Origin of the sequence: Cellulosimicrobium sp. CpK407 (assembly GCF_051844275.1) — a bacterium.
In the GTDB taxonomy this organism is placed as follows: domain Bacteria; phylum Actinomycetota; class Actinomycetes; order Actinomycetales; family Cellulomonadaceae; genus Cellulosimicrobium; species Cellulosimicrobium cellulans_G.
The window spans coordinates 61,153-74,290 of the sequence record NZ_JBGNYC010000005.1 but is presented as its reverse complement, the minus strand read 5'-3'; the positions used below and the strand labels follow the sequence as shown (position 1 = coordinate 74,290).

Below are 13,138 nucleotides of genomic sequence, written 5' to 3'. Positions count from 1 at the left end.
GGCGCTCAGTCGACGCGGAGGCTGACGGTCGCACCGCGGACGACGGGGCGCAGCACGACCCCCGGGAGCTCCGGCGATCGCGCGAGGAAGTCGCGCAGCGGGCTGCGGAAGACCCCGTAGTCGTCGTAGTGGACCGGCACCACGAGCGGCACCCCGACCCGCCGCACCAGGTCGGCGCCCTGGACGTCGTCCATCGTCACCGTCCGGCCGAGGATCCGCGTCCCGCCGAGGTGCGCGACGACCGAGTCGAGGTGCGGGAAGGCGTGCGCGACGACGTCGACGTGGTCGCCGGTGAGCGTGTCGCCCGTGACGTAGACCTGGGTCTGTCGGTCGCCGTCCACGCGGTGGGTGTAGACGGTGCCCATGACCTCCGGCAGGAGCGAGCGCAGGACGCCGCGCGCGTGGATCGCCGGGACCGACTCCACGTCGAGCGTCTCCTTGCCCGAGCGGAACGTCTCGATCGTGCCGGTCGGCATGCCGACCGTCGCGAAGTGGTGCCGCGCCAGGCGCCGCGCCGCGGACGGCGTGGTGAGGAGCGGCACCTGCCTCGTCAGGCCGCGCCGCGCGACGCGGTCGAAGTGGTCGCCGTGCAGGTGGGACAGGACGATCGCGTCGAGCGGCGGGAGGCCCGCCGGGCCGATCGCGGGCTCGGTGCGCCGCCGCGACGCGAGGCCCTTGCCGAGGTAGGCCCACTGGCCGCGGTGCAGGAAGTTGGGGTCGGTGAGCACGGTGAAGCGTCCGAACCGCAGGAGCGCGGTCGCCGTCCCGCCGAACGTGAGCGTCGCGTTCGCGCGGCTCACGGCTCCCCCAGCGCTTCGAGGTGGACGGCCTTGCGGACGGTCATCTCGTCGAGCAGGTCCGGCCCGTATCCCGCCCCCCCGCCGCTGCCGCGGCGCGGGTCGGCCGACCCGCCCGGCGCGCCGCCGAACACCGCGTTGACCTTGACCGTGCCGACGTCGAGCACGTCGGCCGCGCGCAGCGCGTGCGCGAGCGACGGCGTGAGCACCGTCGCCGCGAGCCCGTAGGCCGACGCCGACGCCCGGCGCAGCGCCTCGTCGAAGTCCGCCACGCGCACGACCGGCGCGACGGGCCCGAACGTCTCGACGGTGAGCAGGTCGACGTCGTCCGGACACCGGTCGAGCACGGTCGGCGCGTAGTACGAACCGGGACGGTCGAGCCGGCGCGCACCGGTCACGGCGCGGGCGCCGGCCGCGAGCGCTCCCTGGACGTGCGCGTCGACGACCGCGAGCTGGTCCTCGTCCACGAGCGGGCCCATCGTCGTCGCGTCGTCGCCCGGGTCGCCCACCACGACCTCGTGCGCGAGGCGCGCGAGCTCGGCGACGACGGCGTCCGCGACCTCCTCGACGACGTAGGCGCGCTCGACCGCGGTGCAGAGCTGCCCGCCGTTGGTGAACGCGCCCGTCGCGATCTGGCGCGCGGCGACGACGGGGTCCACGCCCGCGTCGACGACGAGCGGGTCCTTGCCGCCGTTCTCGAGCAGCGCCTTCGCCCCGCGCGCCCCGGCGACCGCCGCGATCCGGCGCCCCGCGGCCGTCGAGCCGACGTGCGCGACGAGCGCGACGCCGTCGTGCCCGACGAGCGCCTCCCCGGTCGCCCCGTCCCCGCTGACGACGCGCAGCACGTCCGCGGGCAGGGCCGCGGCCACGAGCTCGGCCAGGCGGACCCCGGGGGCGTCGCTGCGCTCGGACGGCTTGTGCACGACCACGTTGCCCGTGACGAGCGCCGCGGCGATCAGCCCGGCGGCGGCCGGGTAGGGGTCGTTCCACGGCGTGATCACCGCGACGACGCCGCGCGGCTCGCGGCGCACGACGTCGAGCGCCGCGAGGTCGCCCGCGAGCACGCGGCCCGCCCGTCCGAGCCCCGCCACCGCGGCCTCGTCGAGCAGGTCCGCCGCGACCAGGGCCGACGCGCGCGCCTCGGCCTCGAGCCGACCCGTCGTCGCCCGCAGCAGCGCGCCCAGCTCGTCGGCGGCGTCGCGCACGGACCGCGCCGCGGCGCGCAGGGCGGCGGCACGGTCGGCCGGGGCCGTCGCGCGCCACGCGGGCCAGGCGTCCGCGGCGGCGCGCACGGCGGCGTCGACCTCGTCGGCCGTCGCGCACCGGACGGTGGCGGCGGGTCGCCCGGTCGCGGGGTCGGTCCGCTCGATACGGCGGTCCTCCGGGGCGCGTGCGGCGAGGTCGTCGCGCGAGGTAGTGGGGGCGGTGGACGTGGTCATGCGGGCCTCCCGGCGAGTGACACGAAGAGAACTACCCATAGGTGCGCCGTGGGCGTGCGAGAAGCGCTTCTCCGGGTGAGGGTGAAGTTCGGGGTTGCAGCAGAGCCGACCCGCACGCGTCAGGCGGTGCCCCACGTTCTCGAGGCGCACCACGAGCCTGACCCGATCCAGGGAGGCTCGCAGCCCCATGCGCGTCCTCGGTGTCAACGCCCTGTTCCACGACCCGTCCGCCGCCCTCGTCGTCGACGGGCGCGTCGTCGCCGCCGCGGAGGAGGAGCGCTTCTCGCGGCGCAAGCACGGCAAGCGACCGCTGCCGTTCGCGGCCTGGGAGCTGCCCGAGAAGGCGATGGCGTGGTGCCTCGAGGAGGGCGGGCTGCGCCCCCAGGACCTCGACGCCGTCGCGTACTCGTTCGACCCGGCGCTGGCCAAGCCCGCCGAGGAGATGGGCCTGCCGGACCCGTGGGACTGGCTGCGCGTGCAGTACGCCGAGCGCGCGCCGCAGTTCCTCGCCACCGCGCTGCCAGGCCTGTCGCCCTCGACGGTGCGGTTCGTGCCGCACGAGGTCGCGCACGCCGCGTCGGCCGCGCTCGCCTCCCCGTTCCCCGTCGCGAGCGTCCTGTCGCTCGACGGCCGCGGCGAGCGCGCGTCGCACCTCGCGGGCCGCTACGACCACGGCCGCCTGGAGGTGCTCGCGAGCCAGGAGCTGCCGCACTCCCTCGGGCTGGTCTACGAGTCGCTCACGGAGCACCTGGGCTTCCTGCGGTCGAGCGACGAGTACAAGGTGATGGCGCTCGCGTCCTACGGCGAGCCGCGGTTCCTCGACGACCTGCGCGAGGTCCTCTACGCGACCGGCGACGGCGGGTTCGTCGCCGAGGTGCCCGACTGGGAGCGATGGGCTCCCCCGCGCACCGACGACGGCACGTGGGGCACCGACCACGGCGGGTTGGCGGAGCACGCCGACCTGGCGGCCTCCGTGCAGGCACGGCTCGAGGAGGTCCTCGTCGACCTCGCCACGTGGCTCCACGGGCAGACGGGCGACCGCGTGCTGACCATGGCGGGCGGCACGGCGCTGAACTGCGTCGCGAACTCGCGGGTCTGGCGCGAGTCGCCGTTCGAGGAGGTCTGGGTCCAGCCCGCGGCGGGCGACTCCGGCACGGCGCTCGGCGCCGCGCTCCAGCTCGCCGCGGAGGCGGGCGACACCGTGGAGCCCATGGGCTCGGCCGCGCTCGGCCGGGCGTGGGGCGACGAGGCGCTCGCCCGGTGGCTCCGCACGGCGCACGTGCCGTTCACGACGCCCGACGACCTGCCCGCCGAGGTCGGACGGATCCTCGCCGACGACGGGATCGTCGCGTGGTTCGACGGCCGTGCCGAGCTCGGGCCGCGCGCGCTCGGGCACCGCTCGCTGCTCGCGCACCCCGGCCCGGTGGCGAACCTGGAACGGCTCAACGACGTGAAGGGCCGCGAGCAGTTCCGCCCGGTCGCCCCCATGGTCCTGCTGGAGGACGCCCCGGAGATCTTCTCCGGCGGCCCGGTCCCCAGCCCCTACATGCTCTTCGTGCACGACGTCGCGCCCGCGTGGCGCGAGCGCATCGCGGCCGTCGTGCACGTGGACGGCACCGCGCGCATCCAGACCGTCGACGACTCCACGCCCCGCCTCCAGGCGACGATCCGCGCGTTCAAGGACCTCACCGGGCTGCCGGTCGTCGTCAACACGAGCCTCAACACCGCGGGCCGGCCCATGGTCGACGATCCCCGCGACGCGCTCGAGCTCTTCGGCTCGGCGCCCGTGGACGCGCTCGTGCTGGGCCCGCACCTCGTGCGACGGCCGGGCGTGTTCGCCGCGCCGACGGAGGTGGAGGCATGAGCACGCCCGTCGCGCGCCCCGCCGGCGCGGTGCCGTACGCCGTCGTCGTGCCCTCGATCGGCCGCCCGTCGCTCGACCGGCTCCTGGAGACCCTCGTCGCCCAGGCCGACGGCCCGGACTCCCCGGGGCCGGCCGAGGTCGTCGTCGCGGACGACCGCCGGTTGCCGCCGCCCGGCGCGACCGCTCCGGTGCCCGACCCGCTCGACCTCGGGGGCGCCGGCCGTGCGCTCGGCGCGCGCGTCGTGCGCACCGGGGGCCGGGGCCCGGCCGCCGCGCGCAACGCCGGGTGGCGCTCGACGACCGCGCCGTGGGTCGTGCTCCTCGACGACGACGTCGAGCTCCCCGCCGGGTGGGCGCGCCACCTCGCGCACGACCTCGCGGCGGCGACGCCCCGCACCGGCGGCGTGCAGGGGCGCCTGCACGTGCCGCTGCCGACCGACCGCCGGCCGACCGACTGGGAGCGCGGGACCGCCGGCCTGGAGCGCGCGGCGTGGGCGACCGCCGACATGGCGTACCGGCGCGCGGCCCTCGAGCAGGTCGGCGGGTTCGACGAGCGCTTCCCCCGCGCCTACCGCGAGGACGCCGACCTCGCGCTGCGCGTCCGCGAGGCGGGCTGGGAGCTCGCGCGCGGCACGCGCACGACGACCCACCCCGTGCGCCCCGCGGACGACGCGGTGAGCCTGCGCGTGCAGGCCGGGACGCGCGACGACGCGACGTTCCGCGCCCTGCACGGACCCCGCTGGCGCGAGCGTGCCGAGACGGGCCGCGGCCGCCTCGCGTGGCACGTCGCGACCGTCGCCGCCGCCGCCGTCGGCGTCGGCGGGCTCCTGGCACGCCGCCCGCGCGTCGCCGCGCTCGGCGCCCTCGCCTGGGCCGGTCTCACCGCGCAGTTCCTGGGCCGCCGCCTCACGCCGGGGCCGCGTCCGGGCGACGACGCGTTCAGGCCCGAGCTGCGGCGCATGGCGTGGACGAGCGCCGCCATCCCGTTCGCCGCGGTGCGGCACCGCGTCGTCGGCACGCTCGCCGCCCGGCGCGGGCTCGAGCCCTGGCCGCCGCCGCTCGCCGCCGTGCTGCTCGACCGCGACGGCACGCTCGTGCACGACGTCCCGTACACCGGCGACCCCGCGGCGGTGCGTCCCGTGGACGGCGCCCGCGCGGTGCTCGACGACCTGCGGGCCCGCGGGGTCCGGCTCGGCGTGGTGTCCAACCAGTCGGGCATCGGGCGCGGGCTCCTCACGCGCGCGCAGGTCGCCGCCGTGAACGCGCGGGTCGAGGAGCTGCTCGGCCCGTTCGACACGTGGCAGGTGTGCCCGCACGCGCCCGACGACGGGTGCGCGTGCCGCAAGCCCGGCCCGGGCCTGGTGCTCGCCGCGGCGGCCGACCTCGGCGTCGAGCCGTGGCGGTGCGCGGTCGTCGGCGACATCGGCGCCGACGTGGGCGCGGCGCTCGCCGCGGGCGCGACGCCGGTCCTCGTGCCGACGCCTCTGGCCCGCCCCGAGGAGGTCGCCGCCGCGCCGGTCGTCGCGGCCGACCTCGCCGGGGCGGTCCGCGCGCTCGACGGCCGCCTGCCCGGCGCCGCCACCCCCACCGACGCTGACCCGGACGCGGCCGACACGCCGGACGCGTCCCGGACCGGGGAGCGTGCCGCATGAGCGCCGACGTCCTCGCCGTGCGCCTCGACAGCGACGGCGACGTCCTCCTCACCGGCCCGGCGGTCCGGGCCATGGCGCGCACGGTCGCGCCGCGCGGCGGGCGGGTCGACGTGCTGGCCTCCCCCGCCGGGCGCGCCGCGGCGGGGCTGCTCCCGGACGTGCGCGAGGTGCTCGTGTTCGACGCCCCGTGGTCCGGCTACCGACCTCCGCCCGTCGACCGCGCGCGCGTGCTCGACCTCGTCGCGACGCTCGCCGCGCGGCGCTACGCGTCGGCCGTGGTCTTCACGTCGTTCCACCAGAGCCCGCTGCCCGCGGCGATGCTCCTGCGGCTCGCCGGGGTCGAGCACGTCGCCGCGGTGAGCGAGGACTACCCCGGCTCGCTCCTCGACGTGCGCCACGCACGACCCGACGGCCTGCACGAGGTGGAGGCCGCGCTCGACCTCGTCCGCGCGGCGGGGTTCGGCGCGCCGCCCGACGGTGACCGGCTGCGCGTGCGTCGCCCCCTCCCGGACGTGAGCGACCTCGTCCCGGCCGGGCCGTACGTCGTCGTCCACCCCGGCGCGTCCGTGCCCGCGCGTGCCCCCGCGCCCGACCACGCGCGGGACGTCGTCGCGGCGCTCGCGGCGTCGGGCCGGGAGGTCGTGGTCAGCGGCGGGCCGGGCGAGACCGACCTCGCGGCGCACGTCGCCGCGGGGCGCGCGCGGGACCTGTCGGGGCGCACGGACCTCGCGCGTCTCGCGGCGGTGCTCGCCGGCGCCCGCTGCGTCGTCGTCGGCAACACGGGGCCCGCGCACCTGGCCGCCGCGGTCGGCACGCCCGTCGTGTCGCTCTTCGCCCCCGTGGTCCCCGCGGAGCGCTGGGCGCCGTGGGGCGTGCCGACCGTCCTGCTCGGCGACCAGGAGGCCGCGTGCCGCGGCACCCGCGCCCGGCTGTGCCCGGTGCCCGGGCACCCGTGCCTCGGCGTCGACCCCGCCGACGTCGTGGCGGCGGTCGACCGCCTCGCCGCACCGTACGACGTCGGGACGCCCGCGCCCCGCACGTCCCTGCCCCGGACCGTGGGGGTGACCCGATGAGGATCCTCGTGTGGCACGTGCACGGGTCGTGGGCGACGTCCTTCGTCGCCGGCGGCCACGAGTACCTGGTCCCGGTCGTCCCCGACCGCGGGCCGGACGGCCGCGGTCGCGCGCGCACCTGGGACTGGCCGCCGGGCGCGCGCGAGGTGGCGCCGGCGGAGCTCGCCGACCTCGCGGCGGACGGGTCGATCGACGTCGTGGTGCTCCAGCGCCCCGAGGAGGTCGAGCTGCTGCGCCGCTGGACCGGGCTCGTGCCCGGCCGCGACGTGCCCGCCGTCTACGTCGAGCACAACGCCCCGACCGGCCACGCGGCCGCGACCCGGCACCCCCTCGCCGAGCTCGACGTGGTCGAGGAGGGCCTCGTGCCGATCGTGCACGTCACGGCGTTCAACGCGCTCATGTGGGACACGGGCGACGCGCGCACGCTCGTCGTCGATCACGGCGTCCCCGACCCCGGCCCGCTGTACACCGGGGAGCGGGCGAGCGTCGGGGCCGTCGTCAACGAGCCCGTGCGGCGCTGGCGCGTCGCCGGGACCGACGTGCTCGTCGGGCTGGGCCGCCACGTGCCGGTCGACGTCTACGGCATGGGCGTCGGCAAGCTCGCCGAGCACCTCGCCGCGCCGCCCGGGGACCTCCCCCACCGGCTGCACGACGACGTCCCCCAGGCCGCGATGCACGCGCGCCTCGCGACGTCGCGCGTCTACCTGCACCCGTACCGCTGGACGAGCCTCGGGCTCTCCCTGCTGGAGGCGATGGCGCTCGGGATGCCGGTCCTCGCGCTGCCGACCACCGAGGCGCCCGTCGCGGTGCCCCCGGCCGCGGGGCTCCTCAGCGCCCGTCCCGACGAGCTCGCCGCGACCGCGCGGCGCTGGCTCGCCGACCCCGACGACGCCCGCGAGCACGGCCGGGCGGCACGCGCCCATGTGCTCCAGCACTACTCCCACGCCGCGTTCCTGCGGCGCTGGGACACGGTCCTGACGGAGGTGACCTCATGAAGATCGCGATGATCTCCGAGCACGCCAGCCCCCTCGCCGCGCTCGGCGGCGTCGACGCGGGCGGGCAGAACGTCCACGTCGCGTCGCTCGCCACCCGGCTCGGCGCCCAGGGCCACCGCGTCGAGGTGTTCACGCGCCGCGACGACGCGTCCCTCCCCGAGCGCGTGCCCCTCGCGCGCGGCGTGGACGTCGTCCACGTGGACGCAGGCCCGCCGGTGGCCGTGCCCAAGGACGACCTGCTCCCCCACATGGACGCGTTCGGCGCGGACCTGCTGCGGCGCTGGGTCGAGCCCGGGCCGCGCCCCGACGTCGTGCACGCCCACTTCTGGATGTCCGGGATCGCGGGCCTGCTGTCCGCGCCCGCGCTCGGGGTCCCCCTCGTGCAGACGTTCCACGCGCTCGGGTCCGTCAAACGCCGCCACCAGGGCGCGCACGACACGAGCCCGGCCGAGCGCGTGGCCCGCGAGCGCCTGCTGTGCCGCGCGGTCGACCGGATCGTCGCGACGTGCGCCGACGAGGTCGCCGAGCTCGTCGCGCTCGGCGCGGACCCCGACCGCATCGACGTGGTCCCCTGCGGGGTCGACCTCGGCCGCTTCCTGCCCGACGCCGACCGCTCGGACCACCTGCACCGCGAGCCCGGACGCCTGCGCCTGCTCTCGGTCGGCCGCCTCGTCGAGCGCAAGGGCGTGGACACCGTGATCGAGGCGCTCGCGGAGCTGCCGGGCGCCGAGCTTGTCGTGGCGGGCGGACCGGCCGCGGACGCCCTCGACCACGACCCCGAGGTGCTCCGGCTGCGCGCGGTCGCGGACGCGTCGGGGGTGCCGGACCGGGTGCGGTTCGTCGGCAGCGTGACCCAGGACGACGTACGTGACCTCATGCACGCCGCCGACGCCGTGGTGTGCGACCCCTGGTACGAGCCGTTCGGCATCGTCCCGCTCGAGGCCGCCGCGTGCGGACGCCCCGTCGTCGGTGCGGCCGTCGGCGGCCTGCTCGACTCGGTCGTCGACGGGCGCACCGGCCTGCTCGTCCCGCCGCGGGACCCCGGGGCGCTCGCGGCGGCCCTCCGGCGGCTCGCCGACGACCCGGCGTTCGCGGAGCGCCTGGGCTCGGCGGCGCGCGTCCGGGCCGAGCACCTGTACGGGTGGTCGACGGTCGCGGCCCGCACCGCCGAGTCGTACGAGCTCGTCGTGGCCGCGCGCCGCGCCGAGCCGGGGCGCGCACGGCCCGTCGTCGGTGCCCTCGCCGCGCTGCGGGCGGTGAGCGCACCGTGACGGCGCACCGGCCCGGGGGCAGCGCCGGCCCGCAGGACGCGGCGCGACGCTGGCTGCGCGAGCACGCCGCGGACCTGCACGACGGCCTCGACCTGCTCACGGCCGAGGCCGGGCGCCTCGACGCGTGGGGCGCGCGGCTCGCCGACACCGTGCTCGCGGGCGGGCGGCTGCTCGTCGCGGGCAACGGCGGCAGCGCCGCCGAGGCGCAGCACCTCACGGCCGAGCTCGTGGGGCGCTTCGACGGCGAGCGGACGCCCCTCTCCGCGATCAGCCTGCACGCCGAGACGTCGAGCCTCACCGCGATCGTCAACGACTACGGCGTCGGCGAGATGTACGCACGGCAGGTCGCCGCGCACGGGCGGCCGGGCGACGTCCTCGTGCTGCTGTCGACGTCGGGCGAGAGCGAGAACGTCGTCGCCGCGGCCCGCCGGGCGCGCGAGCTCGGCCTCACGACGTGGGCGCTCACCGGTCCGCGGGACTGCGCGCTGGCCGCCGCGTGCGACGACGTGCTCGCCCTGCGCGGGGCGTCGACGTCGTCGGTCCAGGAGCTCCACCTCGTCGTCGTGCACGCGCTGTGCGCGGCGCTCGACGCGCACGTGCGCCACCGGGAGGCGGCCGCCCAGGACGACGCGCCCGGTGCCCCGCCCGACGGTCTGCCCGGCGACGGGCCCGTGGACGGACGGGCCGCGCAGGATCCCGCCGCAGCGTCCGCCGCGGTCCCCCCGCCGTCGTCCACGGCAGCGCAGGGCCCGCGCGTCGTCGTGGTCGGCGACGTGCTGCTCGACCGCGACGTCGACGGCCAGGTGACGCGCTTCTCCCCCGACGGGCCCGTGCCCGTGGTCGACACGCTCGGCGTCCGGCGCAGCCCCGGTGGCGCGGGGCTGACGGCCCTGCTCGCCGCCGACGCGGCGCGCGTGCGGCTCGTCGCGCCGTTCGGCGACGACGAGGCGGGCGGCGAGCTGCGTGCGCTGCTGCGTCCGCACCTCGACGTCGTGGCGCTGCCCCAGGTGGGCACCACGCGGCGCAAGACCCGCGTGCGCTCGGGCGGGCAGACCGTCGTCCGGGTCGACGACGGCGGTCCGGCGGGTCCCGACGACGTGCCCGAGCGCTCCGTGCGGGCGGCGCTCGCGGGCGCCGACGTCGTCCTCGTCTCGGACTACGGGGCCGGCACGACGCACGCCGGCCCCGTGCGCGACGCGCTCCAGCACGCGGCCCGCGACCGGACGGTCGTGTGGGACCCGCACCCGCGCGGCGGGGCGCCCGTGCCCGGGACCGCGCTCGTCACGCCCAACCTCGCCGAGGCGCTCGACGCGGCGGAGGCCCTCGGGCTCGACGCGTGCGCCGACGACCCGGGCGGCCTGGCCCGGTCGCTCGCCGCCGCCTGGGGCGTGCGGGCGGTGTGCGTCACCGCGGGCGAGCACGGAGCGTTCGTCGCGCGCGCCGACGGGGAGCCCGCGTACGTGCCCGCGACCGTCGCGCACGGCGACCCCTGCGGCGCGGGCGACCGGTTCGCCTCGACGGTGGCGGTCGCGCTCGCCCGGGGTGCCGAGCTCGTCGAGGCGGTCGTCGCCGCGGTCGCCTCCGCCTCGGCCTGGGTCGCGGCCGGCGGCGCCGAGGGTTACCGGCGCCGCGCCGACGTCCCGGGTCGGCGCGCGCCCGACGCGGTGACGGACGAGGTGCCGGACCGCGCGCCCCGCGTCGTCGGGGCTGCCTCCGACGCGGCCTCGCCGCAGGACCCGGGCGGGCCCGAGGCGGTGGCCGCGCGGCTCCGCGCGGCGGGCGGCACCGTCGTCGCCACCGGCGGGTGCTTCGACATCCTGCACGCGGGCCACGTCGCGACGCTCGAGGCTGCGGCGCGCCTCGGCGACCACCTCGTGGTCCTCCTCAACGGCGACGCGTCCGTGCGGCGGCTCAAGGGGCCGCAGCGACCCGTCGTCGGGCAGGCCGACCGTGCCCGCGTCCTCGCCGCGCTCGACTGCGTGTCGGCCGTCGTCGTCTTCGACGAGGACGACCCGCGCTCCGCGCTCGACCGCCTGCGCCCGGACGTGTGGGCGAAGGGCGGCGACTACGCCGAGGACGCCCTGCCCGAGGCCGAGGTGGTCCGGCGCCACGGCGGGCGGGTCGTCGTCCTGCCCTACGTCGACGGCCGCTCCACGACCTCGATCCTCGAACGCTCCGGGCGGTTCGCGCCCGGGCTCCCGACCCTGACGGAGGAGACCACCGCATGACCTCGACCACCTCGACCACCCCGCAGCCCGGCCGGGCCCCGGCCCCGCGCGAGCTCGGCACCGTCTACGTCACGGGCGGCGCGAGCGGCCTGGGCGCCGCGCTCGTCGACGCCGTCACGGCGGCGGGCGGCAAGCCGGTCGTCCTCGACCGGGTCGCGCCCGCGGGCGGTGCGCCCCACGCCGTCGTCGACCTGTCCGACTCGGCCGCGGCGGCCGCGGCGGTCGAGCGCCTGGCCCTGGAGGTCGGCCCGCCCGACGCGGTCGTCACCGCCGCGGGCACCGACGCGTGCGGGCGGCTCGACGAGATCGACGTCGAGACGTGGGAGCGCGTCGTGCGCGTCAACCTCTTCGGGACGGTCGCCGTCGTGCGCGCCGCGCTGCCGTTCCTCGAGGAGCGGCGCGGGACGGTCGTCACCGTCGCGTCGACCCTCGGCCTCAAGGGCGTGTCCGACGCGACCGCGTACTGCGCGTCCAAGTTCGCCGTCCGCGGGTTCTCCCAGGCGCTCGCCGCCGAGCTCGCGGGACGCGTCGGCGTGACGTGCCTCGTGCCCGGCGGGATGCGCACCGCGTTCTTCGACGGCCGCACCGAGCAGTACAAGCCTGGCCCGGACGCCGACCTCAACGACCCGCGCGCGACCGCGGCGGCCGTCGTGACGGCGCTGCGCCAGTCGGTCGGCTGCGAGATCCGCGAGATGCTCGTCATGGCGTCCGGCGAGACGTCGTGGCCGTGACGACCGACGCCACCGGGCTCGCGCCCGACCTGCCGGGGCTCGGGGGCCAGGACGCGGGCACGGTCCTCGTGCTGCGCGCGCTCGGGCTCGGGGACGCGCTCACCGCGGTCCCGGCCCTGCGCGGCGTGCGGCGCGCCTGGCCCGGGCGCCGCGTCCTGCTCGCCGCGCCGGAGGAGGTGGGCGGCTGGCTCCGCGACCTCGGGCTCGTCGACGGCGTCGTGCCCGCGCAGGGCCTCGCACCCCTCGCGTGGGTCGAGGAGTCCGAGGCGGTGTCCGGCGCCCCGCCCTCCGGGCACGTCGCCGTGAACCTGCACGGCAGCGGGCCCCAGAGCCACCGCGTGCTCCTCGACACCGCGCCCGAGCACGTCGTCGCGTTCGCGTCGCGCGAGGCGGGCGTCGCCGGACCGGGCTGGGACCCCGACGAGCACGAGGTCGACCGCTGGTGCCGCCTGGTCACGGCCGCGGGCGGAGCGTGCTCGCGCGAGGACCTGCGGCTCGACCCGCCCGCGTCGCGCGGGCGGCACGTCGTCGTCCACCCGGGTGCGGCCTCGGGGTCCCGGCGCTGGCCCGCGGACCGCTTCGCCGCCGTCGCGCGCGACCTCGCCGTCGCGGGGCACGACCTCGTCGTCACGGGCGGCCCGGACGAGCGCGACCTCGGCGCGCGCGTCGTCGCGGACGCCACCGCGTCCCTCGCGGAGGCGACGGGCGCGACGGGCGCCGTGACCGACACCGCGGGCACGCTCGACCTGCCCGCGCTCGCCGACGTCGTCGCGAGCGCGCGCCTCGTGGTGTGCGGCGACACGGGCGTCGCGCACCTCGCGACGGCGTTCGGCACCCCGTCGGTCGTCCTGTTCGGGCCGACCCCGCCGTCGGCGTGGGGCCCGGCGATCGACCCGGAGCGCCACGTCGTGCTCTGGCACGGCGGCGACGGGGCGTCCGCGCGGCCTGGTGGGCAGCCGGACGGATACCGCGGCGACCCGCACGCCGTCACCCTCGACCCGGCGCTCGACCGGGTCACCGTCGACGAGGTCGTGGCCGCGGCCCGAGCGCTGCTCGCGGTGGCACCGCGGCGGGCCTGACCTCGTCGC

10 protein-coding genes are annotated in these 13,138 nt (G+C 78.4%); 8 read left to right on the top strand and 2 right to left on the bottom strand.

What is annotated here, in order from left to right; genetic code table 11:
* Positions 1-5 precede the first annotated feature (5 nt).
* Both ABWU78_RS03860 and ABWU78_RS03855 read right to left on the bottom strand, forming a co-directional pair.
* Complete coding sequence (locus tag ABWU78_RS03860) at positions 6-800, bottom strand: MBL fold metallo-hydrolase (protein ID WP_439157603.1); 795 nt, start codon at positions 798-800, stop codon at positions 6-8.
* The gene (locus ABWU78_RS03855; RefSeq protein ID WP_439157602.1) at positions 797-2,236 is read right to left on the bottom strand and encodes an aldehyde dehydrogenase family protein; all 1,440 of its coding nucleotides are present in this window, start codon (positions 2,234-2,236) and stop codon (positions 797-799) included. The genes ABWU78_RS03860 and ABWU78_RS03855 overlap by 4 nt, the downstream gene beginning before the upstream one ends.
* A 187-nt stretch (positions 2,237-2,423) precedes the next feature.
* Here ABWU78_RS03855 and ABWU78_RS03850 point away from each other — a divergent pair, with 187 nt between their 5' ends.
* From ABWU78_RS03850 to ABWU78_RS03815, 8 genes are read left to right on the top strand one after another with little or no spacing between them, the layout of a single operon-like run.
* A complete protein-coding gene (locus tag ABWU78_RS03850) occupies positions 2,424-4,100 on the top strand; it encodes a carbamoyltransferase family protein (RefSeq protein WP_439157601.1) in 1,677 nt (558 codons plus the stop codon).
* On the top strand, positions 4,097-5,752 hold the full coding sequence (locus tag ABWU78_RS03845; protein WP_439157600.1) for an HAD-IIIA family hydrolase: 1,656 nt from the start codon (positions 4,097-4,099) through the stop codon (positions 5,750-5,752). Before ABWU78_RS03850 ends, ABWU78_RS03845 begins: the two co-directional genes overlap by 4 nt.
* A complete protein-coding gene (locus tag ABWU78_RS03840) occupies positions 5,749-6,825 on the top strand; it encodes a glycosyltransferase family 9 protein (protein ID WP_439157599.1) in 1,077 nt (358 codons plus the stop codon). Before ABWU78_RS03845 ends, ABWU78_RS03840 begins: the two co-directional genes overlap by 4 nt.
* Positions 6,822-7,820 carry a glycosyltransferase family 4 protein gene (locus ABWU78_RS03835; protein WP_439157598.1) on the top strand — a complete coding sequence of 333 codons (999 nt, stop codon included), beginning with the start codon at positions 6,822-6,824 and terminating at the stop codon, positions 7,818-7,820. The genes ABWU78_RS03840 and ABWU78_RS03835 overlap by 4 nt, the downstream gene beginning before the upstream one ends.
* Entirely contained in the window at positions 7,817-9,091 is a 1,275-nt protein-coding gene (locus tag ABWU78_RS03830) for a glycosyltransferase (RefSeq protein WP_439157597.1), read from the top strand. The genes ABWU78_RS03835 and ABWU78_RS03830 overlap by 4 nt, the downstream gene beginning before the upstream one ends.
* Positions 9,088-11,319, top strand: a complete 2,232-nt coding sequence (locus tag ABWU78_RS03825) for a PfkB family carbohydrate kinase (protein WP_439157596.1) — start codon at positions 9,088-9,090, stop codon at positions 11,317-11,319. The genes ABWU78_RS03830 and ABWU78_RS03825 overlap by 4 nt, the downstream gene beginning before the upstream one ends.
* On the top strand, positions 11,316-12,050 hold the full coding sequence (locus ABWU78_RS03820; protein ID WP_439157595.1) for an SDR family oxidoreductase: 735 nt from the start codon (positions 11,316-11,318) through the stop codon (positions 12,048-12,050). The genes ABWU78_RS03825 and ABWU78_RS03820 overlap by 4 nt, the downstream gene beginning before the upstream one ends.
* On the top strand, positions 12,047-13,129 hold the full coding sequence (locus tag ABWU78_RS03815; protein WP_439157594.1) for a glycosyltransferase family 9 protein: 1,083 nt from the start codon (positions 12,047-12,049) through the stop codon (positions 13,127-13,129). Before ABWU78_RS03820 ends, ABWU78_RS03815 begins: the two co-directional genes overlap by 4 nt.
* Positions 13,130-13,138 lie beyond the last annotated feature (9 nt).

Excerpts from the sequence above, each read along its gene's own strand:
- ABWU78_RS03855 (WP_439157602.1), bottom strand. The coding sequence starts at position 2,236 with ATGACCACGTCCACCGCCCCCACTACCTCGCGCGACGACCTCGCCGCA.
- ABWU78_RS03850 (WP_439157601.1), top strand. The coding sequence starts at position 2,424 with ATGCGCGTCCTCGGTGTCAACGCCCTGTTCCACGACCCGTCCGCCGCC.
- ABWU78_RS03845 (WP_439157600.1), top strand. The coding sequence starts at position 4,097 with ATGAGCACGCCCGTCGCGCGCCCCGCCGGCGCGGTGCCGTACGCCGTC.
- ABWU78_RS03840 (WP_439157599.1), top strand. The coding sequence starts at position 5,749 with ATGAGCGCCGACGTCCTCGCCGTGCGCCTCGACAGCGACGGCGACGTC.
- ABWU78_RS03835 (WP_439157598.1), top strand. The coding sequence starts at position 6,822 with ATGAGGATCCTCGTGTGGCACGTGCACGGGTCGTGGGCGACGTCCTTC.
- ABWU78_RS03830 (WP_439157597.1), top strand. The coding sequence starts at position 7,817 with ATGAAGATCGCGATGATCTCCGAGCACGCCAGCCCCCTCGCCGCGCTC.
- ABWU78_RS03820 (WP_439157595.1), top strand. The coding sequence starts at position 11,316 with ATGACCTCGACCACCTCGACCACCCCGCAGCCCGGCCGGGCCCCGGCC.